This window comes from Pseudomonas floridensis (assembly GCF_002087235.1).
In the GTDB taxonomy this organism is placed as follows: domain Bacteria; phylum Pseudomonadota; class Gammaproteobacteria; order Pseudomonadales; family Pseudomonadaceae; genus Aquipseudomonas; species Aquipseudomonas floridensis.
On record NZ_MUIO01000028.1, the window covers coordinates 1 to 24,534 of the forward strand.

Annotated in this window: 24 protein-coding genes and 1 tRNA gene; 4 read left to right on the forward strand and 21 right to left on the reverse strand. The window is 56.3% G+C overall.

Annotated features, from left to right (window positions below; genetic code table 11):
- Window positions 1-90: 90 nt before the first annotated feature.
- From BZK31_RS09980 to BZK31_RS10030, 11 genes are read right to left on the reverse strand one after another with little or no spacing between them, the layout of a single operon-like run.
- A complete protein-coding gene (locus BZK31_RS09980; RefSeq protein WP_161806201.1) occupies window positions 91-1,455 on the reverse strand; it encodes an STY4528 family pathogenicity island replication protein in 1,365 nt (454 codons plus the stop codon).
- A gap of 5 nt (window positions 1,456-1,460) precedes the next feature.
- Complete coding sequence (locus tag BZK31_RS09985) at window positions 1,461-2,198, reverse strand: DUF2857 domain-containing protein (RefSeq protein ID WP_003317582.1); 738 nt, start codon at window positions 2,196-2,198, stop codon at window positions 1,461-1,463.
- 36 nt (window positions 2,199-2,234) lie between these two features.
- Window positions 2,235-3,986 carry a ParB family protein gene (locus BZK31_RS09990; protein WP_003317583.1) on the reverse strand — a complete coding sequence of 584 codons (1,752 nt, stop codon included), beginning with the start codon at window positions 3,984-3,986 and terminating at the stop codon, window positions 2,235-2,237.
- Between the two features lie 2 nt (window positions 3,987-3,988).
- Window positions 3,989-4,252 (reverse strand): Arc family DNA-binding protein, encoded by a 264-nt coding sequence (locus BZK31_RS09995; RefSeq protein ID WP_011267076.1) that lies wholly within the window; start codon window positions 4,250-4,252, stop codon window positions 3,989-3,991.
- Entirely contained in the window at window positions 4,242-4,487 is a 246-nt protein-coding gene (locus BZK31_RS30055; RefSeq protein WP_029572093.1) for a hypothetical protein, read from the reverse strand. The genes BZK31_RS09995 and BZK31_RS30055 overlap by 11 nt, the downstream gene beginning before the upstream one ends.
- Window positions 4,484-4,891, reverse strand: a complete 408-nt coding sequence (locus tag BZK31_RS10005) for a hypothetical protein (RefSeq protein WP_003317585.1) — start codon at window positions 4,889-4,891, stop codon at window positions 4,484-4,486. Before BZK31_RS10005 ends, BZK31_RS30055 begins: the two co-directional genes overlap by 4 nt.
- A 1-nt stretch (window position 4,892) precedes the next feature.
- A complete protein-coding gene (locus BZK31_RS10010; protein WP_005895547.1) occupies window positions 4,893-5,234 on the reverse strand; it encodes an FmdB family zinc ribbon protein in 342 nt (113 codons plus the stop codon).
- Window positions 5,231-6,577, reverse strand: coding sequence for a replicative DNA helicase (dnaB, locus tag BZK31_RS10015; RefSeq protein WP_005895550.1), 1,347 nt, complete (start codon window positions 6,575-6,577; stop codon window positions 5,231-5,233). The genes BZK31_RS10010 and dnaB overlap by 4 nt, the downstream gene beginning before the upstream one ends.
- Complete coding sequence (locus tag BZK31_RS10020; protein ID WP_005895553.1) at window positions 6,577-7,278, reverse strand: DUF2786 domain-containing protein; 702 nt, start codon at window positions 7,276-7,278, stop codon at window positions 6,577-6,579. Before BZK31_RS10020 ends, dnaB begins: the two co-directional genes overlap by 1 nt.
- A complete protein-coding gene (locus BZK31_RS10025) occupies window positions 7,275-8,030 on the reverse strand; it encodes a hypothetical protein (protein WP_005895556.1) in 756 nt (251 codons plus the stop codon). The genes BZK31_RS10020 and BZK31_RS10025 overlap by 4 nt, the downstream gene beginning before the upstream one ends.
- A 1-nt stretch (window position 8,031) precedes the next feature.
- Window positions 8,032-8,892, reverse strand: a complete 861-nt coding sequence (locus BZK31_RS10030; RefSeq protein ID WP_005895559.1) for a ParA family protein — start codon at window positions 8,890-8,892, stop codon at window positions 8,032-8,034.
- A gap of 239 nt (window positions 8,893-9,131) precedes the next feature.
- Here BZK31_RS10030 and BZK31_RS10040 point away from each other — a divergent pair.
- Window positions 9,132-9,208: transfer RNA gene (locus BZK31_RS10040), tRNA-Pro, on the forward strand.
- Between the two features lie 343 nt (window positions 9,209-9,551).
- On the opposite strand, the gene BZK31_RS10045 is transcribed toward BZK31_RS10040, so the two are convergent.
- A complete protein-coding gene (locus BZK31_RS10045) occupies window positions 9,552-12,641 on the reverse strand; it encodes an autotransporter domain-containing protein (protein ID WP_083182523.1) in 3,090 nt (1,029 codons plus the stop codon).
- 809 nt (window positions 12,642-13,450) lie between these two features.
- On the opposite strand from BZK31_RS10045, the gene BZK31_RS10050 reads away from it, so the two are divergent.
- Window positions 13,451-15,367, forward strand: a complete 1,917-nt coding sequence (locus tag BZK31_RS10050; RefSeq protein ID WP_167377911.1) for a methyl-accepting chemotaxis protein — start codon at window positions 13,451-13,453, stop codon at window positions 15,365-15,367.
- Between the two features lie 105 nt (window positions 15,368-15,472).
- Here BZK31_RS10050 and BZK31_RS10055 read toward each other — a convergent pair whose 3' ends face one another.
- The 4 genes from BZK31_RS10055 to BZK31_RS10070 form a co-directional block, all read right to left on the reverse strand.
- Window positions 15,473-16,771, reverse strand: coding sequence for an NAD(P)/FAD-dependent oxidoreductase (locus tag BZK31_RS10055; RefSeq protein WP_083182525.1), 1,299 nt, complete (start codon window positions 16,769-16,771; stop codon window positions 15,473-15,475).
- 63 nt (window positions 16,772-16,834) lie between these two features.
- Complete coding sequence (locus BZK31_RS10060) at window positions 16,835-17,008, reverse strand: DUF3094 domain-containing protein (RefSeq protein ID WP_083182526.1); 174 nt, start codon at window positions 17,006-17,008, stop codon at window positions 16,835-16,837.
- 13 nt (window positions 17,009-17,021) lie between these two features.
- Window positions 17,022-17,567: an MOSC domain-containing protein gene (locus BZK31_RS10065; RefSeq protein ID WP_083182527.1), complete on the reverse strand. Its 546-nt coding sequence runs from the start codon at window positions 17,565-17,567 to the stop codon at window positions 17,022-17,024.
- Window positions 17,564-18,193 (reverse strand): DUF1780 domain-containing protein, encoded by a 630-nt coding sequence (locus tag BZK31_RS10070; protein ID WP_083182528.1) that lies wholly within the window; start codon window positions 18,191-18,193, stop codon window positions 17,564-17,566. Before BZK31_RS10070 ends, BZK31_RS10065 begins: the two co-directional genes overlap by 4 nt.
- A gap of 124 nt (window positions 18,194-18,317) precedes the next feature.
- Here BZK31_RS10070 and BZK31_RS10075 point away from each other — a divergent pair, with 124 nt between their 5' ends.
- A complete protein-coding gene (locus BZK31_RS10075; protein WP_167377907.1) occupies window positions 18,318-18,779 on the forward strand; it encodes a hypothetical protein in 462 nt (153 codons plus the stop codon).
- Window positions 18,780-19,015: 236 nt separating this feature from the next.
- On the opposite strand, the gene yacG is transcribed toward BZK31_RS10075, so the two are convergent.
- Genes yacG through pilB form a run of 5 tightly spaced genes read right to left on the reverse strand, consistent with a single transcriptional unit; the run spans window position 19,016 to window position 23,636 of the window.
- On the reverse strand, window positions 19,016-19,225 hold the full coding sequence (yacG, locus tag BZK31_RS10080; RefSeq protein WP_004887444.1) for a DNA gyrase inhibitor YacG: 210 nt from the start codon (window positions 19,223-19,225) through the stop codon (window positions 19,016-19,018).
- Entirely contained in the window at window positions 19,222-19,845 is a 624-nt protein-coding gene (coaE, locus tag BZK31_RS10085) for a dephospho-CoA kinase (RefSeq protein ID WP_083182529.1), read from the reverse strand. Before coaE ends, yacG begins: the two co-directional genes overlap by 4 nt.
- The gene (locus BZK31_RS10090; protein WP_083182530.1) at window positions 19,842-20,714 is read right to left on the reverse strand and encodes a prepilin peptidase; all 873 of its coding nucleotides are present in this window, start codon (window positions 20,712-20,714) and stop codon (window positions 19,842-19,844) included. Before BZK31_RS10090 ends, coaE begins: the two co-directional genes overlap by 4 nt.
- A 1-nt stretch (window position 20,715) precedes the next feature.
- Window positions 20,716-21,933, reverse strand: a complete 1,218-nt coding sequence (locus BZK31_RS10095) for a type II secretion system F family protein (RefSeq protein WP_083182531.1) — start codon at window positions 21,931-21,933, stop codon at window positions 20,716-20,718.
- 2 nt (window positions 21,934-21,935) lie between these two features.
- Entirely contained in the window at window positions 21,936-23,636 is a 1,701-nt protein-coding gene (gene pilB, locus BZK31_RS10100) for a type IV-A pilus assembly ATPase PilB (RefSeq protein ID WP_083182532.1), read from the reverse strand.
- A 225-nt stretch (window positions 23,637-23,861) separates the two neighbouring features.
- On the opposite strand from pilB, the gene BZK31_RS10105 reads away from it, so the two are divergent.
- Window positions 23,862-24,296, forward strand: a complete 435-nt coding sequence (locus BZK31_RS10105) for a pilin (RefSeq protein WP_083182533.1) — start codon at window positions 23,862-23,864, stop codon at window positions 24,294-24,296.
- Window positions 24,297-24,534: the final 238 nt, after the last annotated feature.

Sequence of the window (24,534 nt, forward strand, 5' to 3'; positions counted from 1 at the left end):
TGATTCCCGGGGAATCACCTCGGTCGATGCTTGAAGTGATGCCAGTGGAATCACAGTGCTTGCATTGATTGCAGCATTCAGCTGATCTGTTCAACCCTGTGATCTCGGTCGAATTATCCGCTTGATGTCCATCATTGAGCTGCGCCCGGCAGCCAGTGAAGACTCGTCACGATCTTGCGGCGAGACTTTTTTGACGGGAGGCGGGGGAGTTGGCTTTGGTTGATCAGGCGCGTTGCTGAGATGTTTCGGCTGGGAGGAGTGCGCCTGTGGATTTTGAGCTGACGCTCTAGGAGCCTGCCACTGGGCATTGAATTCCCCACTCAGGGCTTTCTGCATGCAGCTCAATAGATAACCGAATGGGTTCTTCACGGAACCGCTATTGCAACGATGGCGCCATTGATCAAGCAACGGTTCTCGCAGTGTCGGCTCGACGCTCTGCAATGCGGTCATCGCCCTGAAGCGTTGATCCTCTGTAAACCTTTCAAACCCTGGAGGTAGATCGACTGGAGCGCTCACAGCCTCGCGCGGTACAGAGCTTTTACATACAGATGTATTTGTATTCGTATACGTACTATATGAGTTCGGAATCCGAACTGTGCCGTATGACGCTGATTTTAGACTGAGTTCGGATTCCGAACTCGGTCTATCGAGATTCGCTTTCTCGCTGATTTTACTGAGTTCGGAATCCGAACTCAGTGCTGAGGGCCGGCTTTCTTGCTGAGTTCGGATTCCGAACTCAGGCTGGTTTTCTTCGCGATCCACGGCATTCGGTGCATCATGCCAACCCTGACTACGCCATCTACCCTCAATGACATCAAGTCGCGTGGGCAGCACACCTGTCGATTGATTAGGGTCGGCTGCGAATTCTTTGAATGCCAAATCTGCCACGGTCCTGACAGCTTTATTTGCATGCTCGAGGGAATGGCCTACAAGCAACAGGTAGTCGCGATCAAGCTCCATAGCCTCAACACACCCGACCGGTTCGTCATGCAGGATGTAGACGTTTCCCTGCATTCGACCGCTCAGAGAGTCTCTTACTCGGCGTCCAAGACTAAGCCAGCGCGTCAAGCGAAGCACTGTCAGAGCCTTCGCTACAGTCTCTCTGGATGCGAATTTTCCTGGGACGGAGCCAAGGTAGGGACGAAGTTGTTCATAAGTCGGAAAGGCTGTGATGCCATCTGCGTTAATAAGCAATCTGAAGACTTGCCAAGCATTGCGCTCAAGCGGTGAAAGTCGATCATCAAGCAGGAGGCTTCGCGGCACCGTCTCATGTGGATTTCCACTGAAAACGATACCGTCGAGTGTCTCCTCAGTATCTGAGCCAGCAACCGACTTTCTATTATCTGAGCCAGAGCTCTGCTGTTGGGCCAGCTTTAATTGCTGGAGCAGCAGATGATTTTGTAGAGCCCCGGCAGCGGCATTAATGGCTCCCCCCAGAGAAGGGCGCCGGTTCATCCTTATCACATCCGGTCGCCTTCTACCTTGCCCACGGGCTTGTTCGCCTGGCTTTGACCCGGCCGGCTCCGATTAGCGTTTGCTTTCGACTGTTGCCGAGACTCCCCCAGCATCACGAGGCTTGCCGATTTACGCTTCTTGCCAGTCGGGTATAGGTCCTGAGCCAGCCATCCTTGAATCTTGTTCCAGACGAGGCCCAGGGTGATCTGATCCGGAGGCACGATGTGGGGCTCTTCAGGAGGGACGTTTACCTCCTCCGTCAGCATCATCGCGATATCAAGTAATGCGACACCATCCGTATGATCCACGTTGTACTCTTCCATCAACTGCACAAACCTATGCCACAGAGGTGCGTCATCGGGAATGTCTCTGAATCGCCCAGGGCGTCCAGGAACACCTACCAGTACCCGTTGCAAGGAAACTTCTTGGGGGGACATGCCGAAGAACTCCTGCAGCATTGGGGTCGTCGCCCCCAAACGAAGCGCGCGCTGCACGATTCGGTTTTCCTGATCAGTGCGCTCCTTGTTCGCCAGCAGACGCTTCACCATGTCCGGATCAACTGCCACGCGGCACCAGATAACTGCAGAGTTCAGCAACACACTTTGTGATGAGGGATGCTGGAGCAGTGCCAGAATTTCTGGGTCCAGTCCCATATCAAGGCAACGCCTCACTTCACCGTTGCGCAAGTGATGCAGAATTTGCGCGACCATGGCTTCGTTGAGGGGGTTATGTTTTTTCGACATGACCAAACTCCTGTCTCACAACGTCGGAAAAAAACCTCATGGGGTCTGAACCACGCTGACGCTTCCCATCTCCAGCTCCACCAGCCGTCGGCCGAGGCGAATGAGTCGGAAAAGCTTCACGATGCAGGTATCGTCCAAGCGTCCCTGGAGAATTGCTTCACGGTCTTCGTATCTCGGGCTACCTAACAGCAACTGGGCCAGCGCTGCGGTGAACTGAAACTCGGACACATCCAGTGGTTGCTCGGGGGACTCTTTGATCAAGGCAATTGCGTATACGCCACTAATCGACTGGAGAAGGGTCAGTACGTTATTGGCCAGATCGCTGAGGTCTACATCCTCAGGAGGGTCTTGGCAGAGGAAGCCCAAACCACCTGGTACATCAATCACGCTGTCAGGATTGATGCCTGACAGGTGGGCGATTTCCCGGGCGAGCTGAGCGATTACCGGCCGCAATTCATCCGGCTGATCGAGGATACGTTCGATGTACCAGACGTCAGAGATGGGATGTAACCCACCCGCTTGGACGGGTATCGAAATCAGTGCATTTGTCTTGAAGTCGGGCAGATTTTCCCCATCGAGGGCTGCCAACTGCCGCTTTACATCCTGCACACGTTCAGTGGTGGATATCGGGCTAACGATATGCCCGGCAACCCTTGCTGCGCGCTCCTCCTCTGTGAGTTCAGGAGCCTGAGGCGGCTTGTCAGCTTCGTTTTTTGAGGACTTCGGTGAGACGTCCTGTTTGCCCTTGGTTTTGTCAGCCTCAGATGGGGGAGCCTGAATGCCTGGTTCCTGTTGCTGATCGATACCCGGAACGTCACCCTCAGGCGGAAGACCGTCAGGTCGAGGCTGTTGAGCTGGCGTCAAACTCACTGGCGTGTCGATCACAGATGAACGCCGTGCTTGGTTCTGATTTTCACTCAGTGTGAGCAGGAGCTGCTCGTAAGATAGCCCCGTTCCCGACTGCATGTGACTGATCAGCTCATCCTGAACCCGCTCGTATACAAACTCGCTTGCATCTCCATCGAACAGCGAAAGTACGTCCTGGAACAAACCTTCGAAGTCAGGGATGTGTTCTTTCCCCTCTGTATGCGTGAGCCAGGTCTGGCCAGCAGCCTTGCGTAGCGAAAGGAGACGCTCGATCTGAGGTTTTCCTAACCCTGAATAAAGCGCACTGGGTATTACTGGAAGAAGGCAGCGAACCGTATCCTGCATCTTGCTGATATGTGACTGGGAAACCGGATAGCCGTCGGCACTTAGCCTTCGAACCAGCTCCCTTTGAGATATGGACTCACCGGCTTCTTTCTCATAAATGGCGCGGGCACTTTCTATGCCCACAGCCCTTTCTATGAACATTAGAGAACCGCGAAGATCGTTCTCCGAAAGGTGACCTGTGAGAGCGATAATCTCCCCACGTGCTGAGTCCCAGGGCCGAAACAGAACATTGTGTCGATAGAAACGGTCTTCGCCGGTTTCGCTGTATAGCTCCCGGAGAATCTGCAGGCGTGTGTTGCCACCGTTGTTGATTGTGAATTTAATTTCGCCAGGTCGACGCGTAACTGTAGGACGATGATCCAGGCCGCGCTGCCTGATGGAATCTTTGATCTCTTTGTACTTCGCATTGGTCACGGTGCGCGGGTTTTGCTCGAAAGCTTTCATCTCGTCCAGGGTGAGAACCATGGGCGTATCTACAATCGGATCCGGCAGCTGATCGACCGCGGGGCCAGATCGACTGAATGAGCCTTGTAACAACTTGCCCGAGATGTCATCTGCAGTCAGTTTGCTTGCCATGATTATTGGCCCGCCTCAGGAAGTTGGATGACGTTGCTGGTGGGTGTTCCGCCTTTGAGCAGCACATCGATCACAGCCGTAAGCCTCGCAATCTCCTGCTCGTGACGAAGCGTCGCTTCAATACGGCTTATGATTTCTGAGTTCATTGAGCGATGGTTTGCTTTTGCAGCCCCACGGACCCGGCCCCTCATTCCGGTAGGTAGGCGGATGACGAACTTCTCGTCTTTGTCGTCCTCACGAATATTCACAGCTTCGTTATTCAGCATGGCGATCTCCAATCTGGCTTTGGTTTTGTGCGCGGCGCAATTGAGCGCGAGCATTGAGGCCGGCCCTGTGGTCGCTGGGTGTGAAAGAAGTGAAGATGGGTGAACACCCACCTTTGGTGAACTTGATATGCCCACCATGAGTGCGATGCACTGCCCATCCCTGTGAGATGGCGAAGTCAGCCAAGTCCTGCAGAGACTTTTTCCTGCCTCGAAGAAACGTAGATGTATTGCTCATGACCGCGCCCTCGCTTTTGTAAAAGCAGCAGAGCGGAAGGGGATCTGATAGCGACGAGCTATGGCTTCACAACGCTTCCGCGTTTGATTGAGCGTCGCAGCGGCGGACGCCAGTGATGCCCCTGCTGTGCAGTGGGCTTTTAGCAGTCGCGCCAGCTCTGTGTCGGTCAGATCGTTTGTTTTTTTCCGCCCACGAGCGCTTGAATCCGCCTTCAACTGTGCGGTTTTTTCAGAGTTGATAATGAATGAGCTGTCATTCGAGCGCTGGCTCGCTTCAACCTGGTTGATAGCGCCCCCACGACTTAAGTAATCAGCCATGGCCTTTTCGATATCGCTCCGGAGGCGCTCTTTTTCCCGGTCCGACTGGATCGGCAAATCCTCTTCAGTGGTGTGATATAGCTGCATGTCACTGGCCTCCCGATCCGCCGAGCTTGTCACCCGACTGGATCTCTAGGATTTCAACCTCGTGGTCGACAAAGGTGTCAGTGAGTTTTGTCATGAAGGCTTTTCTGGAAGTACCTGGGCTCATGCGGAACACGACGGTGTACTCCTTGCTGTCTGGTGCCTTACTGGAGGCCACAACGCTCCACTGTGGGTGCACCAGCTCCAGTTCGACGACTTCACCGCTGTGGCACGAAGGACACTCGGGCGCACGTTTTCCTGCTGGCATGACCGCAGTGAAAGGGTGGTGGTGGCCGCAAGCGCGACACTCATGAGTTATGCAAAGAGGTTTATTGCGCGCGCTCATGATCGAGCTCCTTGCCATGCGGTGGCCGAGAGGTTTTCGAAACGGGTGTGTTGGGGGATGAAGGCCGTTCGGACGGTGCCGAGCGCGCCGTTTCGATGCTTGCTGAGAATGAGCTCGGCGATCCCTTTGTGCTCGCTGTCGGGGTTGTAAACCTCGTCCCGATATACGAACAGAATCAGGTCAGCGTCTTGCTCTAGGGCCCCAGAGTCACGAAGGTCTGCGTTGATAGGCCGCTTGTTCGGACGCCGCTCCAGTTCTCGATTGAGTTGAGATAGCGCCACGACAGGGCAGTCGAACTCTTTGGCCAACGCCTTGAGTGACCGAGATATCTCACTGATTTCATTGGCCCTATTTTCTTTGCCTGGGCATTTCATCATTTGCAGATAATCGATCAATATTAGGACTGGCTTTCCAAAACGCCGCGCGCCTCTGCGCGCCCTTGCACGGATTGATGAAGGCGTCAGGTCCGCTTGGTCATCGATTACAAGACGATCGCCATACGAGTTGATCTTTGCCACTGCCATCGAGAGCTTCGGCCAGTCCTCATCTTCCAACTGCCCACGGATCAACTTCTCCAGGTTCAGGTGCCCCAGGATCGAGATGAGCCTGTAGATAATCGCCTCGGCCGGCATCTCCAGGCTGTAGATCTGGACGGTGGACTCGGGATCTTTTTGAAGCGCAGCGTCGACCAAATTGAGCGCCAGGCTGGTTTTACCCATGGAGGGCCTAGCTGCAAGGATCACCAGATCCGCTGGCTGTAAACCGCCCGTCAACTCGTCCAGGTCGGCAAGCCCAGTGGGTAAACCAACAACCGACTCACCCGCGTTGAATCGAAGGTCGATCTTGTCGACTACCCGTAAAAGCATTCGGTTTACGTCGATAAAGTCGGAAGTCTGCCGTCCTTGCCCCAAGGCAAAAAGCTGCTGCTCGATGACGTCCTGTACCTCAGACGCAATCGCTTGAGGATCCGAAGCTTCCCGCGCGCATCCATAACCGTGCGAAATGAGTCGACGCAGATGAGCTCGGTTGCTCACTGTGTCGGCATACGCCTTGATGTTGGCTACAGAAGGGGTGTTTTTGGCAAGCTCACTGATGTAAGCCAAGCCCCCAGCAGCTTCTATTGCCGCAATGGAGTCGGAAACCGTGACCACGTCAAATGGCATGTTCGATTCAGCCAGCCCAGCAATGCTCTGGAATATCAGACGGTGCTCGGCTCGGTAGAAATCATCGGCTTTGATACGGTCTGCGATCAGGTCCCAGGACTCGTTATCAAGCATCAGTCCGCCAAGTACAGCTTGTTCGGCTTCCACGGAGTGGGGAGGTGACATATGAGAAATGTCCATTAAGCACTCCCGATTCTTGCCGGGGACGGGGAGTGCTGATCGACGCCTCTGTGCAACGCTGCTGTAGAACCTTGCATCCAGCCCTGATGTTGAGATCTGAGGTCGTGGCCCTTAACAGAGGTAGACTCAAGCTCTTTCTCGATCACGGTAGGGTGGTGCAAGCTGAGGTAGGCGCTTATCGCTTGCTGAGTTTCAGCGTTTTGTCGTCCGGCGAATTTGTAAACGTTGTTCGCCACCGCATCTATCCATGCTTCGGCAAAAATCCGTCCACGTCGTCTTTTGGTGGTTGGATTGCAGCGTTTGAGCTGCGATACGTGCTGACGACGCGCCGAGACAAGCTGCAGATGAAGCGCTGAATAGGCATAGCTGGCCAGATCCGGCGAAACCCCTAAACCGATGAACTTGAAATGCCAGTCACCAGGCCGGGCTTGGTAAGCAATGCAATCGCAGTCGAAAGCGCTCGCGCACGTGCTTGCCAGGCTGTGCAGCCAACTTGCAGGAGCTCGCTTCGTACCCGCAGATGCTGAGGCCTCGCAGGCGAGGTGGGCGTCCACCTCAAGCTCTTCTAGCTGGTACTGCTCCATAAGCTTGCGGCCTTGCCGCAGGGCTGTCTCCGCTTCATTAGGAGAGGCACCCGCAGAACGTGCCAGTGCGAAGCATTTGATGACTTTGTCGATTATCCGTTGGCGGTCAATGCTCATGGCCGTACCTCCGGTACTGCCTCAACTGCCAGAGCCTCTTTCCAGAGTCTGAGGGTTTCATGTTCTTCATCTGTGAGCGCGGCTTTAGCATTCGCATCACGGACTTTTGACTGCAGAGCGGCTAGCCGATCCTCGACCTCAGATCCATCGTCGTAAGAGATGTCATTAGTCAGTGCCTCAACGAGCCGGATACGAAGCGAGCCTAGGCAACTGAGTCGGTAAGCGGTCAGGCTTCCCCAACCTATCAGTCTGCTAAACGGCGTCAGTAAGGTGCTTCGGATCTCGCTATTAAGCTCGACTGTGGAGTAGAAACTGTCATATGCGCCGATGCGGTTGAATAACAGCGCCGTTTTCAGGAGCTCAAGTTTCTGGTCCAGGCTCTCAGTGGGCAGGGGATATGTAGCCGCAATCAGTAGTTTCGCTCTTGCGTTCCGAGCCTCCTGCCGACGTTTAACCGCTTTCTCGTCGCGTACACGTTTTTCCTTGGCATGCTCGACATGAGAGTTCACTGATTCAAGGAGCTGCGCGGCCTGTGAGAGCAGTTCACGCTGTTCCACGCTCAAGTGATCACCCAGTCGACTAATCAAGCCGCGGCCCATCTTATGGCCGGAGCTTAAATTGCGGAGCTCACGTGACGTGTTCGTAAGCTTGGTCTGAGCGGCGCGCAGTTGTGATGAGTTGTACTGCTCGTTGAGCTTCTGCATCAACTGAGGAGTAATGCCGGAAGCTTCCGTGAGATTTGTCTTTGCCATCTCATTGACCCCCTTTTACCAGGGCCTCTACGGCGGATTCAGTCATCGCCTCGAAACGGTCGGTCCACTGCGGAAAAAGCTCAACCACAAGCTCTCGAATGACCTGTAGCGCGCTCGGCGCGCGTCGATTTGAAGGTTTTTTGTATTCGAGCCGATGTGCAGACATGCCTGCTGTAGATCCCTCGCGGAAAATTACTGAAGCAGGAACTGTGCTGTTGAGGACATCGACTTCCATGTTGTCCGCGAAGGTCTTTCTGATGGCGTCATGAATCCCGCGAGCGTCAACGGTCTGGTCGAGGCAGTTGACTACAACCTTGATTGGAGGGACGTGCAGTCCAAGCCTCGAGTAAGGACGCAGTCCTTCAAGCATTTGCAACGTCCCACGGTTAAACTCGCGGGCGCTGAGCATGTTCGGTGGCAACGGGGATACAGCAAGATCTGACGCTAAAACCACCATCTCCAACATGACGCTTCGTGCGCCCTGGGTATCAATGAGAATCAGGTCGAATTGACCCTCGAAAGCTTTCAGCAGAGAAGCCAATCGCAGACGACCATCCGCAGCCTGAAGCAGGAGGCTAATCAACTGGTTGTTGGGGTCGTTCGACAAGATCAAGGACAGGTTCGGGATGCTTGTCCTCGATATGATTCGCTCTGGATCAGTCAGGTTATGTGCGATGAGGTCGAATATGCCGCCGCTGACTTCCTGTGCCATTGGGTAATAGGAGGACAGCGAAGGCTGTACAGGGTCCATGTCGAGGAGGAGGACCCTCAAGCCGGCGTCGGCGCAGAAGCCGCCGATGTTGGCAGCCAAAGTGGTTTTACCGACACCACCTTTGGTGGACAAAAGCGAGGTTATGTACATGATTTAAAGCCTCTAATGGGGACATTAGAGACTGCGGATTGGATCCAGAGCCTTCATCAGGAGGTTCTGCCTAAACTGAGGGTGTGAAACCAATTGGCTTTTAACCAATTGGTCGTAGGTTCGAATCCCACACGACCCACCATTTTTGGCCAGTTTGTATCTGGCTGGATCTTAGGGAGTGACGCCACAAGCGTCATCCAAATAAAAAACGCCTCCTCGGAGGTGTTTTTTAGCATCATCGGGGTATAGCGCAGTCCGGTAGCGCGCCTGCTTTGGGAGCAGGATGTCAGGAGTTCGAATCCCCTTACCCCGACCATTTTCACCCGGCTGTATCAGGGTTGAAGATCAGGAATCAAGAACAGTTGTCTTGATTCCAACAAAAAAGGCGTCCTTCGGGACGCCTTTTTTGTTGGGCTGTGTTTATCAGTTGTCCTGACGTGTGGCGCAGTAACCTGGTCAAGTTGGTGCCGGATATATCGTTGACCAAGGCCGCGATGTACTGTCGCTGTGCAACTGTCCGCCTGGCAAAGCTGGCGGACAGATCGCTTCGACACGTATTGCGCTGTTTCAAATCTCGAGGTGGCTCGATGAGCCTGAGCTGAATGCCACTCTCGGCGACGCCGCCAGCAGTGTCATCCAGCCCAAGGCTGCGAGTCCGGTTAGAAGCGGACCGTCACACCCGCATTCACCGAGTGGAAGCGGGTGTCGGAACCGAACTGGCCTTGGTAAGACAGTCCCAGGTCGGTCTGGCTATTCAATCGCAGTTTCGCACCCACTTCCGTCAACGCCGTGTTGCGTGTTTGCGATACCCCTTGCACTTCGAAGTTCGGGCCGCCCGCGAAGGACTGGACGTTGCGCGGATCCAGATCCCCGTAAGCGCGTCGCCATCCCAACGAACCGTAGACTTGAGTATTGAGGTTCGCAATACGTGTATCCGATGAGGCGCGCAGACCCAGCGTCGAGAAGACGGTGTTCTGTTTGTCGCTGGACACGTCCAGAGCGGCCGCACCGCCTTTTTCGCGCATGTCTTTGGCGTCATAGCTGACATACGACAGGCCTGCGAAAGGTTCCAGAGCGACGCGTCCGAGCGGTATGCGATAAGCCGCTTCGCCACTTGCCTGCAGTGATCCGGCGTTGCGTTTGCCGGTCAGGTGATCGCTGAATCCGGCGAACGCCACGTTCCGCTCGCTTTCCAGTCGATGCCAGGTGTAACCGACATCTGCGCTGAGGCGCAGGGCGTCGATCTGGGCGCCGGTATAAAGACCGAGGTGGTAGTTGTCGCTGTGCCCTTTGGCATCGCGATCATCGGCGTCGAACTTGGAGCGGCTGTAGCCGGCGTATACTCCGCCGCGCCAATCCGGCGTAAAGCTGCCGTCCGCCCCGAACAACACACCGCCGGTGCTTTGGTGCAGGCCGCCAGCGCCGTCACGCCCGCCCAACTTCGTCCAGTTGCCGAAGGGTTGCACCCACGCGCCGTTTTCGGCGGGTGGCGTGGTGGGCATCAGATTGAGCGCCATGGCTGGCATACGCACGGTGGTCGGGTCCAGCAGGCCGCGCAGGCGAGTGCCCAATACGCCGGACACCACCTGGCTGTTCGCGATCAGGGCGGTCGAGGTGCTGCTGAGCGAGTCACCGGACAATTGATCGGCCGCATCGCGCGCGCTGTCTGCATCCAGAATCAGCAGGTTGTTGTACAGACGCAGGGACTCGCCGCTCTGCTGCAATGCGCTGAGCGCGCCAGCGGTATTGAACTGATTCGAGGTCACCATGACCGTCTGGAAGATGCCCGGCGCAGGAGCGGGCGTGGGTTCTGGAGTTGGTGTTGGCGTTGGCGTTGGTTCCGGCGTAGGCGTCGGTTCTGGAGTTGGCGTAGGCGTAGGTGTAGGTGTAGGTGTAGGCGTAGGTGTAGGCGTAGGCGTGGGCTCAGGTGTAGGTGTAGGTGTCGGTGTCGGTTCTGGAGTCGGAGTCGGTGTCGGTGTCGGCTCTGGGGTAGGCGTTGGGGTTGGCGTTATGTTTTTCTGCTCGATGGTGAGGTTCAGATCGTTGGCAGTGCGCTGCAATCCGACATTCAGAAACGCCGAATTGGTCGCCGCCTGTGCGTAAGCTGTTCCGGGAGTCGCACCATCGACCAGGCCGCCTTGAGCGGAAAGCAGGGTGTAGGTTCTGCCGCTCTGATAACTCTGCGCCGGGTCCAGCGCGGTCACGTTGACCTGCGTTCCGCGCAGGGTGGCGGTGCCACTCACGTTGATCCGGTCTGCCCTGCCATCGCCTGCGATGTCCGCCGCGTAACGCGAGCCTGCTGCCATATCGAGGTCGCCTTGTATGGCCAGCGCACCGATGGCGTTCTCACCTGGCGACAGGGTGCCGCCTGACGCTACCTGGGTGCTGCCCACTTGACCAACACCGGCCAGAACGCCGCCGTCCAGCACTTGGGCGCTGTTGGTGTAGGTCCCGAATTGACTGCGCCCCACTGTGCCGTTGACCACGAGGGTGCCGTTACCTACGTTCAACCGTGAAAGGCTCTGGGTGGTGGCCGTATTGCCGCGCTGGTTGACCTGGTCTACGTTCCCCGACAGCACGAGACGTCCGCCGCGCACGACGACGCTACCGGCCAGCCCAGAGAGATCACCGCTCAAGGTGGTGTTTCCGTTGAACGCATACACCCGGCCTGTTCCGCTCAAAGTGTTGGCGAACTGGAGGTCGGCGTCCGTATGGTTGAACGCCAGGTATCCGTTACCGGTACCAAAGCGAATGGCGGTTGCCGGATCGATTCGACCCGCGGCCTGTGCCGCTCCAGCCGTCGTGGAATCGACATCGGTACGGTTGGGGTCCACTGTGACCGAACCGCCCACGGCGAGCGTGCCTTCTGTTGGCGTGTTGATATCGCTTATGGTGCTGATAAGGATGCCGTTGGTGGCACTCAGTTCGGCACCGTCGGACAGTGTCAGGTAAGTGCGGGTGTCGCTGCCGAGGGTGAGGTCTTGCGCGGAGAGGCGGGTGCCCTGGCCGGAGATGTTCACTTGATTGCTGATGCTGCTGATGGCAGATCCCAGCGTCATTGAGTTGGTCGCCAGTACTGCACCGTTCTCAAGCGTCAGATCGCCTCTGTTGCGGAAAGCCCCGCTATTGTCCCAGCGCGTGCCTGCGCCAGACAGCCTGACGGTGGATTCGATATTCACGTCCTGGCTGTTGATTTTGCCGCCATCATTGGCCGTAATGCTCGATTTATAGACAAAGACGCCATCGGCCGTGATGTTGGTTGCGTCGACCAAAGAGTTCTGCCCACTCACCAACAGGTCCGCTTGCGAAAATCTGTTGGAATTGGCCCCGAAAACGTCACCCAGATCCAGATCCCTTACCGACACCTGGCCCCCGTTTCGGACGGTCAGATCACCTTGGCCGGCACCACCGATACGGATCGTGTTACCCAGCACGAATGAGGTGCGCGGCACGATCCAGCGCGAACCCGCCCCTTCGACCACAACGCTGGCCTTGGCCATGTTGACGCCGGTGCTGCTGGCCCGACCAATCATCTCGCCGCCTTCACTGGTCACAGTCGCGCCATTGTTGATCGTGAGGCTGGCCGTGTTGCCATCCGTGGACCGGACTCTGATCTCGCCATCGATTGCGCGGTCGCTGCTGAATGTTTCCTGAGCATCGTTAAGAACAAAGTCCGCTGCCTGTGTCTCCGGGAGCAGCGCGAGGGTAATCGCGAAAGCAAGAGGGGATATTCTGAATAAGGGGTTCATAGCGACTCCAGATACTCCATAAAAGCCACGACAGTGGCTGCCGGCTTCGAAGGCTTCGGCGTTTCCGTTAGGCGGGGTGCCAACGACGGGAGTATCGAGAGATGAACTTGGGATGGGAATAGCACGTGTGTACTAGTGGCCAGCGGCTAAAGCCAGTGCGATTGATGCATTTGCAATTTTGTATGATCCATTAGCTCATCTGTACTATAGCGGTATGCATCCGGAGGCTATAAAGTAGAGCGGTTACGCGTATTTGGCTGGGCTGAAAGCAGTTATTGCATGCTTTGCTTATGCGAGTAGCCAGGCCGGAAATGAATGGCGATTGTGGCGTTGATCAGTTAATCGTAACGTGGCGCGATCCTGAATTAATATGGAGCGGGTGTCGGGTTTTTAGTTATGTTTTCAGATAGTTGTTAGAAGATAGTTAATTAATTAATCATTCAGTGATAACGACTGCACTTATCAAGTGTTCACACGTCAGAGGCCATGAGCAGTCCGTCAGGTAATAGCCGCGTCGCACCCACGAAAACCTTCTCAAGCACCTGTTCTGCGCGTCATCTCATTGGATCCATTCTCGCATTACTTCTGGCAATTCACCTGACCGGGTAAAGCTTGGCGGTGGGCGGCCGAAACAGTTCAAACGGAGAAAGGACTGGCTACGGCAGGCTACTAATGAATCGTCTTTGGCCTTATCAAAACGTCACTTACAGAACGTTCGCCGGAGGTAGCTTTAATCAAAAAGTCTGCAAGTCATGAGGTGTGCAATGCTTAGAAATGCTCCTTTGAGTACAAAATTACTGCTGATTTTGATGTTTCCCCTGCTGGGCTTTCTGGCCTTCGCGGGGATTTTTGTGGCTGACAAAAGCGAAACGCTTGGCGCGATGAACCGCGCCGTCACTGCCACCAATGCTGCACAGAAACTGAGTGACGTGGTAACCACCATCCAGCGTGAGCGCGGCGCCAGCGGCGTTTTTCTGGGCAGTGGCGGCAAGTCCATGCAGGACAAGCTTAAAAGTCTGCGTCAGGAGACTGACAAGGCGGTCGGCGAGATGCGTGCGCAATCGACTGAAGATATTCCCGCACCGGACAAAATGCTGCGCGCGCTGGATGATCTGACCGCACTGCGTCTGAAAGTGGACACGCTGGCAATCAACAACACCGAATCCGGTGCCCGTTTTACCGATCTCATCAAGACGCTGGTCGGCTTCAACTATTCTCTCGAAACCAGCATTGACGATCCGGAAATCCTGCGCGCCTTGAGTTCGCTCAATCAGTTCGTGGACATGAAGGAGCGCGCAGGCCGCGAGCGAGTATTGTTGGGCCTGGCGTTCAACCAGAACCGATTCGATGCTCCGCTGTTGTCGCGTTTCAGCCGCAACATGGGCGAATTCTCCGGTTACTTCGAAGCCTTTCAACGTTGGGCGCCTGTTGCGTTCAAGAACAAGCTGGATGCGGTTCTGCAACAACCTGCATCCGTAGAAGTGGCTCGTCTGCAAAAACTGGGTTTCGATACGCCACTGGGCGACCCGCTCAATATCAAGCCCGAAGACTGGTTCAACCTGTCCACCAGCCGGATCGACCAGATGGCTCAGGTTGAGGGCGAGCTGGGTCAGACCGTAGTGGGCCTGGCCAACGATGAGCGCGAGGATGCTCAGCGCAGCCTGTATGTGGCCATCGCCACCGTCGTTCTGATGCTGATTGCCGTGCTGTGGCTGGCTTCGGTGATCATTCGTAATATCAAGATCGCGGTGATCGATGTGAACCGCACCCTGATCTCGCTTTCCACGCGTGACCTCACGGCCAGAACCCGTTACACGGGCAAAGACGAATTTGGCGAGATTTCACGCAACCTGGACAACATGGCCGTGCAGATCAGTGAAGTGATCCGCGAGATTGGCAGTGCCACCGCGCAGGTTGCGACCGCCGCCGAGCAGTCTTCGGCTGTGGCGCTGCAGACCAGCAACAACGTGGCGCAGCAACGTCAGGGCACAGATCTGGTTGTTACCGCCATCAGCGAGATGAGTGCAACGGTCAAAGACGTGGCGCGCAGCACCACCGACGCCGCCGAAATGTCGCAACGGGTCAATGCCAGCACGATGCAGGGCAAGACCGAAATCAACAACACCATCAGCCTGATTAAGGGGCTTGAGGTGCAGGCTGAAGAAACATCCCGAATCATCGACGCGCTCAAAGGTGAAAGCGATTCCATTTCCTCGGTGCTGGATGTGATTCGCGGCGTTGCCGAGCAAACCAACCTGCTGGCGCTGAACGCCGCCATCGAAGCGGCCCGTGCGGGTGAGCAGGGCCGTGGTTTTGCGGTGGTCGCCGACGAGGTACGCAATCTGGCGAAAAAGACTCAGGATTCCACCGTCAGCATTCAGAAGATGATCGCCAATCTGCAATCCGGCTCCGACCGCGCCGCCACTTCCATGCAGGAAACCCTCGGCAAGGCTCAGGAAGGCGCGAGCAATGTCGTGCGTGCGGGTGAGTTGCTGGAAGAAATCGCCGAAGGCATCGCTACCATCAGTGACAGCAACATCCAGGTCGCCTCGGCCGCCGAGCAACAGAGTCAGGTTGCCGAGGAGATCCACCGCAACGTCAACGACATCAATACGCTGGTCATCCAGGTCAGCGCCGGTGCCGAGCAGACAGCCGTCACCAGCCGCGAACTGGCCCGGCTGGCCGAGCAGCAACAAGGACTGGTGGGGCGGTTCAGGGTGAGCTGACGGCAGGGATGCTGTTTGATGTTAGCAGGCCTGAAAGTGTGAGCTTTCAGGCCTTTTTTATCAGGATGGGGTGTGCGCCGAGAAGCGACTGGCGTCCGTTTTCTCTCAGTGCAGCTTCATTCGCGGTTCGGTGCCTTTGCCGATCCGGCTGCCGAGCATCAGCATCAGGGTGCGGAACGTGCCGTAAAGCGCCATCTGGTGCATGCGATACAACGACACGTAAAACATACGCGCCAGCCAGCCTTCGAGCATGACGCTGCCCATCAGGTTACCCATCAGATTGCCGACCGCCGAGAAGCTTGAGAGCGAGATCAGCGAGCCGTAATCCTTGTATTTATACTCCGGCAGCGCTTTGCCTTCGATCCGCAGGCGCAACGACTTGACCAGCAGCGACGCCTGCTGATGCGCAGCCTGGGCGCGGGGCGGCACGTTGCGGTCGGTGCCCTTTTGCGGGCAGGCGGCGCAGTCACCGAAAGCGAAGATGTTCTCGTCGCGCGTGGTTTGCAGGGTCGGCAACACCTGCAGTTGATTGATCCGGTTACTTTCCAGCCCGTCCAGCTCATGCAGAAACGCAGGAGCACGAATCCCTGCCGCCCATACTTTCAGCGTGGCAGGGATAACGTCGCCGCCGGCGGTGATCAGGCTGTCGGCGGTTACTTCGCTGACCGCTGCATTGGTCAGGACTGTCACGCCGAGTTTGTTCAGGGTTTTGTGAACCGGTCCGCCGATGCGCTCAGGCAATGCCGGAAGAACCCGCGGACCGGCTTCGATCACGGTGATGCGCAGGTTTTCCGGTTTGATCTGGCCCAGCCCGTAAGCCGCCAGTTCGTGAGCCGCATTGTGAAGTTCGGCCGCCAGCTCGACGCCAGTGGCTCCGGCGCCGACGATGGCCACTGTGATTTCCTGAGCGGAATCGGCTTGCCCGGCGTGCGCGCGCAGGTAGTGATTGAGCAGTTGCTGGTGAAAACGCTCGGCCTGTTTGCGCGTATCGAGGAACAGGCAGTGCTCGGCCGCACCCTTGGTGCCGAAGTCGTTGGTGGTACTGCCGACCGCCAGCACCAGCGAGTCATAACCCAGGCTGCGTGCCGGAACCAGCTCCGCGCCGTTTTCGTCCAGCGTGGCGGCCAGATGCACTTGGCGAGTCGCACGATCGAGCCCGGTCATGCGCCCGAGCTGAAACTGAAAGTTGTTCCACTTGGCCTGCGCGACGTAGTTGAGCTCGTCTTCGTACGAGTTCAGCGACCCGGCGGCTACCTCGTGCAGCAGCGGTTTCCAGATGTGCGTGAGGTTGGCGTCCACCAGCGTGACGCTGGCGGTGCCTTTCTTGCCCAGGGTCTTACCCAGACGGGTGGCCAGCTCCAGACCGCCAGCGCCTCCGCCAACGATGACAATACGATGCGTCATAAGGATTACTCAGAAGGTTTAAGGAATTCGGGGGGAGCTCGATCTTCGCGAGCGCAAGGCAGCTCATAGCGTCAGATGGCTCAAAAAACGGCTCAGCAGCCCCAGTCCGATGACCACGGCAACCACCATTATCAGGAGCAGCCACGGCCGGAATGGCCTGCGCTCGACTTGATGCTGGGGTGTCTGAAGGTACTCTTCGACACGCCTTTGGTCGTCCGGGTTCAGACGGCTGCTCATTTTATGTCTCGTCTTATGTTTCGTTTCTAGCGTGCTGCCTGGCAGGGGGCCAGAGATTGTTGCTGTCCAGCGGTTCGACCTGAAGCGTGTCGTCCAGCCGGATGATTCCGCTTTGTATCACTCGGGCCGTAATTCCGCCATGCCCGCGCACCGCCTGAAAAGTCCCGTGGCCCAGACGTTGCTCGAGACGCGCGCAAGGCTGGCACCAGCCGGTGGTTTCGAAAATGGCCTGGCCGATCCTGAAACGCCGACCCTTGAGGCTGAACAGGTTGATGCCGCTGATCGCCAGGTTGCGGCGCAGATCCTGCGGCACGATGGGATTTTCGGCAGGGCGGTTCAAGAGCGAACTGACCACCGACAGATGTTCCCACTGGATCAGCGTGACCTGACGGGCGTTGCGCGGCCCTGGGCGAGAGTGGTCACCGGTCAGCCCGGCCTCGCGACGCGCTTCCACGGCGTCCAGCTCGATCATGTCGACGCGGGATTCGGGTCGTACGCCGATCCAGCGTACCCGACCTTGTTGCGGAACATCCGCCAGCAGTTCCTGCAACGGGCTCATAAGCTGATTCCTACATCGAACACGACACTGCGACCCAGATTGGTCCGCAGAAAATCCGGAGCATCCGGGTGGGCGAACAATACCCGAGCGAAGGTCGGGCCTACCAGTGACAGTGAGCGCCAGCCCTGTCGCAGGTACTCGGTGGGCGGCGGGAAATGGCTGTTGAGGTCCAGCACTTCGCGCTTGAGGCTGGCGAAGGCAATGATGTCCAGCTCGCCGAGGTCCAGGCCCCGTTCGCGATAGTTGTGGGATTTCTTGCGCAGGGTGGGGGCGAGGCGTCGTAGCAGTTCGGCAGCCGGTATGCGCTTGGGTTTGGCTTCGCGACGCACCAGTTGGCTCAGGGAAAAGGCACTGCGTCGTCGCTCCAGTTCCTCGCGCCATTCGTCATTGAGACGACGGCCTTCATCCAGCACGAAAAACACCTCGAAGCAGGCGTCGCGAAACAGCACGTCCGGCGGCTCCTGGCCTGCGGGCGTGAAGTCTTCGTTACGGTGCGGGATATTCAGACCCTGCAACAGGCGCTGACAAACCCATCGCTCACGCTCCCACTTTCGCGCATTGGAAAGAAAGGCGTTGGCTTGTTCGGCCTGGATCGTCAACAGGCGTAAGTAGTCTGAGTCATCCATAGGCCCAAGCTTAGCGTTCTAATCGCTGTAACTGGAAGAGTGAATGTGTGGGTGTAGACTGGCGTTCGTCATCATCGGCCGCAACGGCCTTCTGGCAAACAGTACCTTTTCGAGGAGTGCCCCGTTGAAATTTTTGCCCATACTGCTTCTGGTCCTGTTGCCGCTGACGGCCAATGCCCTGCAAACCGGTGAGCGCCTGGCACCCTGGACGTTGCTCGACCAATATGATCAGCCTTACACCCTGAACGATCAGACCCAGACCCTGCTGGTTGCCAGAAGCATGGACGCCGCCAAACTGGTCAATGCCGCGCTCGCGGATAAACCCAAAGGCTTTCTCGAAGCGCGCCATACTGTCTTCGTCGCCGACATTCAGAAGATGCCGACTATCATCGCCAGGATGTTCGCCATCCCCAAGATGCGCGACTACACCTACCGCGTCATGCTCGACCGCGAAGCCCGCATCGTGCCGCAATACGCGGGTGACGAGGGTAAGGTTCTATGGTTGCAATTGCGCGATAGGCAGTTGGTGAGTCAACAGCAGTTTGGCAGTGCCGAGGCGTTGCGTGCGGCACTGGAAAAGCTGTAACGGGGGCATACATAGGCCGTGGGAGGCGGCTTGCGGCGATGCGTTTTTCAGTCAGTTCTTCAGCGACTGGCCTGACGCTATCGCCGACAAGTCGCCTCCCACGGGGTTTTGTATTTATCCAGAGAGTATTCAGGCAGGCCTGAGGGCAGTGATGATTCGGCGGGTCAGAGGGCTGCTTTGCAGCCCATCGCTGCCGTCGTAACCTCCGGGAACATCTGCAAAAAGAGGTCCGGGCTTCAGTGGCCTCTGTGCGGCGCTTCCAGATCACCTGAAAACAGATCGTCCTCGGCATCCGGACTCACCGGAATGGCGTGTTCTTCGGATGCCCAGGCACCCAGATCGATCAGTTTGCAGCGGTCCGAGCAGAACGGACGATTGGGGCTGGCCGCGCTCCATTCCACGGGCGCGCCGCAGGTCGGGCATTGGACGGTCATTGGTTGGCTCATGATTGGCCTCCACGCAAAGTAAGGTAAAAGTGGTGCAGCCGTTCGACTTCGCTCTTCAGCCAGGCCGGGTCGCGGTCGTTGATCAGCACGTCGTCGGCGTGACGCACGCGTTCTTCGCGCTGTGCCTGCACCTTGAGGATGGCCTGGACCTGTTCCTGGCTTGAGCGGTCGCGCAGCATGGTGCGCTCTATCTGCAATTGCTGAGGCGCGTCGATCACCAGCACCCGCTGGACCATTCGGTACTGACCGGACTCGATCAGCAATGGCGATACCAGAATCGCATAGGGCGATGTGGCTCGGGCGAGGTAGCGGGTGATTTCCTGATTGATCAGCGGATGCAGCAGTGATTCCAGCCAGCGTCGTTCCTCCGGCTGTTCGAAGATCAGCTTGCGCAGTGCGCCGCGATCCAGTTCACCGCTGGCCTGCAGAACGCCCGGACCGAAATGCTGGACGATCTGCTCCAGTGCCGGACGCCCGGGTTCGACCACCCAGCGTGCAGCGTGGTCGGCGTCCACGGTATGGATACCCAGGTCAATGAAACCCTGCGCTGCCGCACTTTTACCACTACCGATGCCGCCAGTCAGGCCGAGAGTCCAGGGTTTTTGATCAGGGTGGGTCATTTGAAACCGGCAAACTGCAAATAGGAGTCGGTTATTTGACCACCCCAGAGCAAAGCGATCCACCCCGCGATGGCCAGATAAGGACCGAAGGGGATCGGTGTGCCGGATTCGACGTTGCGCAATCGCATCATGATCACGCCAAGAATGGCACCCACCAGTGACGAGAGCAGAATCGTCAACGGCAGGATCTGCCAGCCGCCCCAGGCGCCGAGCATGGCCAGCAGCTTGAAGTCGCCGTAGCCCATGCCTTCCTTGCCGGTGATCAGCTTGAACAGCCAGTACACCGACCACAGCGCGAGATAACCGGCCACGGCACCCCACAGTGCGTCACTTAACGAGGTAAACAGGCCAAATGCGTTGACGATCAGGCCCAACCACATCAGCGGCAGCACCAATGAGTCGGGCAGCAACTGCGTGTCGGCATCGATCAGGCTCATCGCCAGCAAGCCCCAGCTCAGTACCAGCATTGCCGCCGCCTGCCAGCCAAAGCCGAAATGCCAGGCCACATAGGCCGATAACAACGCACAGACCAACTCAACCAGCGGGTAGCGCTTGCTGATCGGAGCCTTGCATTGCGAACACTTGCCGCCAAGCATCAGGTAGCTGACCACCGGAAGATTTTCCCAAGGACGGATCTGGTGCGCGCAGTGCGGGCAGCGGGAGTGTGGGAGGATCAGGTTGAAGGTGGGCTGTTCAGGCTCGGCAGGCAAGCCAAGTATTTCTCGCGACTGGGCTTTCCAGTCGTGCTCCATCATCTTTGGCAGACGATAAACCACGACGTTGAGGAAGCTGCCGACCAGCAGGCCGAGTATGGCGCTGAAAATAACGAAGGCCAGCATCGAGCTGGCCAGAAAGTCGAGGAGGGGCATGTCAGACAACGCTTCCAAGTTTGAATATCGGCAGGTACATGGCTATGACCAAGCCGCCGACAATGACACCCAGCACTGCCATGATCATCGGCTCCATGAGGCTTGTAAGGCTGTCGACCATGTTATCGACCTCATCTTCATAATAGGTGGCGACTTTTTCGAGCATGCTGTCCAGCGCACCCGATTCTTCGCCAATGGCCGTCATCTGGATAGCCAGGCTAGGAAAGACACCTGTAGAGCGCATCGAAAAATTGAGTTGCATCCCTGTAGATACGTCTTGTTTGATCTTTTGAACGGCATTGCGGAACACCACATTGCCAGTAGCGCCTGCGACCGAGTCAAGGGCTTCGACTAACGGGACACCGGCAGCAAAGGTCGTCGCTAAGGTTCGTGCATAGCGAGCTACTGAGGATTTGAAAATCAGCGGGCCTATGACGGGAATTTTTAGAAGAAACCTGTCCACGCCATCGCGAAACTTCTGCGATTTCTTATAAGTTTTTTTGAACATGAAACCGGAGCCGATCAGCAGTCCTAGAACCGCTAGCCACCAACGTTGCATGACTTCCGAGAGCCAGATGACCATCAACGTGAAAGCCGGCAATTCAGCGCCAAAACCAGCGAATACGGACTGAAACTGCGGTACTACTTTGATGAGCAATATACCTGAAACAATCATTGCGACGACCACGACTGCGGCAGGATAGGTCATGGCTTTCTTGATCTTGGCTTTGAGCTTTTCGGTTTTCTCTTTATAGGTTGCTACGCGATCCAGCAGGCTCTCCAAAGCACCCGCTTGTTCACCGGCGTCGACGAGATTACAAAATAGATCGTCGAAATATTCAGGCTTTTGCCTCAAGGCTATCGCAAAGCTGTTGCCGGCCGACACTTCCTGCTTGAGAGAGTCTACCAGCGAGCGCATGTTCGGATTTTCCGCGCCCTCGCTGATGATGTCGAAAGACTGCAATAGCGGGACGCCTGCCTTCATCATCGTCGCCATTTGCCGAGAAAAAAAAGCGATATCCAGCGGCTTGATCTTCTTGCCCTTGCCAAAGATGGACACGGACTTCTTACGGACTTTGGTCGGGTTGATGCCCTGCTTGCGAAGTTGAGCCTTGATCAGCGCCGGATTGTGGCCACTCAATTCACCGCTGATCTTGCTGCCTTTCTTGTCTACGCCTTCCCAGGTGAAGATGCTGACTTTGACTGCTTTACTGGCCATGCTTAATCCTTGGTCACGCGATTGACTTCTTCCAGGCTGGTAATGCCCTGCATGGCTTTCGACAAGCCGGATGTTCGCAGGTCATTGAAGCCGTCCTTGCGCATCTGCCTGGAAATCTCCAGCGAATTTCCCTCTTCCATGATGATCCGTTCCAGCTCAGGTGTTTTCTTCACGACCTCGTAAATACCCACGCGTCCACGATAGCCGCCGTTACAGTGCTCGCACCCGACCGGGCCATACAATTTAAAGGTACCGACCGCTGACGCAGGAAAGCCTTCCTTGATCAGCGTCTCGTGAGGCACATCCACCTCTTTCTTGCAATGACTGCACAACTTGCGCGCCAGTCGCTGGGCAATGATGAGATTGATTGCCGTAGCGATATTGAATGCCGCGACACCCATATGATGCAAACGAGTCAAGGTTTCTGCCGCGCTGTTGGTGTGAAGTGTGGACAGCACCATGTGGCCGGTCTGTGATGCCTTGATCGCAATCTCGGCGGTTTCAAGGTCGCGAATCTCACCCACCATGATCACGTCCGGGTCCTGACGCAAAAACGCACGCAGCGCTTGAGAAAAGTCCATGCCTTGACGCGGGTTTACGTTGACCTGGTTGACGCCTTCCAGGTTGATTTCTACCGGATCTTCCGCTGTAGAAATATTGATATTCACGGTATTAAGTATATTCAAGCCGGTGTACAACGAAACCGTCTTGCCCGAGCCGGTCGGGCCTGTAACCAGAATCATGCCTTGCGGTTGTTTAAGCGCCTCCAGATACAGCTCTTTCTGGTCCGGCTCGTAGCCGAGCGCGTCAATGCCCATCTGAGCACTGGTGGGGTCGAGGATACGCATTACGATCTTTTCACCCCACAACGTCGGCAGGGTGTTCATCCGGAAATCAATGGACTTGGTTTTGGAGACGCGAAGCTTGACTCGCCCGTCCTGAGGCTTGCGCCGTTCCGAAATATCCAGACTGGCCATGACTTTCAGACGTGCAGCGATGCGGTTGGCCAGATTGATCGGCGGTCTGGCCGCTTCATGCAGTATCCCGTCGGTGCGAAAGCGCACACGAAACACTTTTTCATAAGGTTCGAAGTGCAAGTCGGACGAGCCAAGGCGAATGGCATCCAGCAGCATTTTATTGACGAAGCGCACGACCGGAGCATCATCAGCGTCGTCTCGGCTGGTAATAGATGTTTCTTTGACGCCTTCGCCCGGCTCTATATCGAGTTCCAGGTCGATATCAGCCATCGACCCTAAGCCGCTGTCGCTGTCGAAGAACTTGTCGATGGCAACACTGAGCTTGTCGTCTTCTACAAGAATCGCTTCGGTGTTCAGACCAGTGCTGAACTGAATGTCAGTCACAGCCTGATGATTAGTGGGGTCCGAGATGCCAATAAAAAGTCGATTGCCACGGCGCCAGAGCGGCAATGCGTGGTGTTGACGTGCGAGCTTTTCGCTTACTAGCCCCTTGGGCTGGCTTTCCTTGTCAAGGCTGGAGAGGTCCATGAATGGAACGCCGAACTGCTCCGACGCCATTTCCGCCAAAATAAGACTTTTGACCAGCTTGTTCTGGACTAGATAGCTGACCAGCGAAATTTTGTCGCGTCGCGCCTGTTGGTAAGCCTGTTGGGCGGCTTTTTCGGAAAGAAGCTCAGCAACGACCAGTTGCTTGGCCAAGCCGGTAAGGACAACAACATCACTCATAAAACCACCAGATGCAGACAGTGTGAGGTTTATAGCGCAGTCGGACGGTGCTGCCAAATGGCATGGAGGGATGTGACGAAAATTGTCAGTTTCTGATGATTTCTGGAGCTGATTGGCAACCCCTGAAAGGTTTGTCGATATAAATTGCTAAGCTCCTCCAGTTGGCATGACGTGTGCTTCGTTTCGCTCAAGGCACTTAAAATTGACGCCTCGGAGAAGTAAGCGATGAAAGCACAAAAAGCACTACAGAAAGGTTTCAACTTGATCGAGCTGATGATCGTTGTGGCGATCGTGGGCATCCTTGCAGCGGTGGCCATCCCTGCATATCAGGATTACACAATCCGTGCTCAAGTAGCAGAGCTGGCAACGCTCACGGATGGTGCCAAGGTCGCGGTTGCCGAGTCCTTCCAGACTACTGGCGCTCTCCCTGCCAACCCCGCCGCTGCAAACTATGGCGGTGCTTCGGGTACCTATACTGCGTCCGTTACAATTGCCAACGGAGTGATCACCGCAACTGCGCTTAACGCAGCCCCTGTGAACACAGCAATTCGTGGTCAGACGTTCGTACTGACCCCTGTTCTTGGTACAAACAACTCTATTACCTGGACGTGCACTGCTGGTTCGATTATTCCTCAGTATCGTCCAGCCAACTGCCGTTAAGTAGAAAACATATGCTCAACGTTGATCCTTTGTGAGTTGAGTTGGCTATTAGCCAAAACGGCTCGGTCCAGCGGTAGAGCGGCGTATTTATAACGCGATTTCTCCAAGCTATATTCCGTTTTGATGCGCCATAGATAAGAAATCCCGATCAGCAATGATCGGGATTTTTTTTGTCAAGTTTTTTGCAACCAGTCACAGTTGTGATGGACTTCATCAATAGTATGCGATCCATAAACCC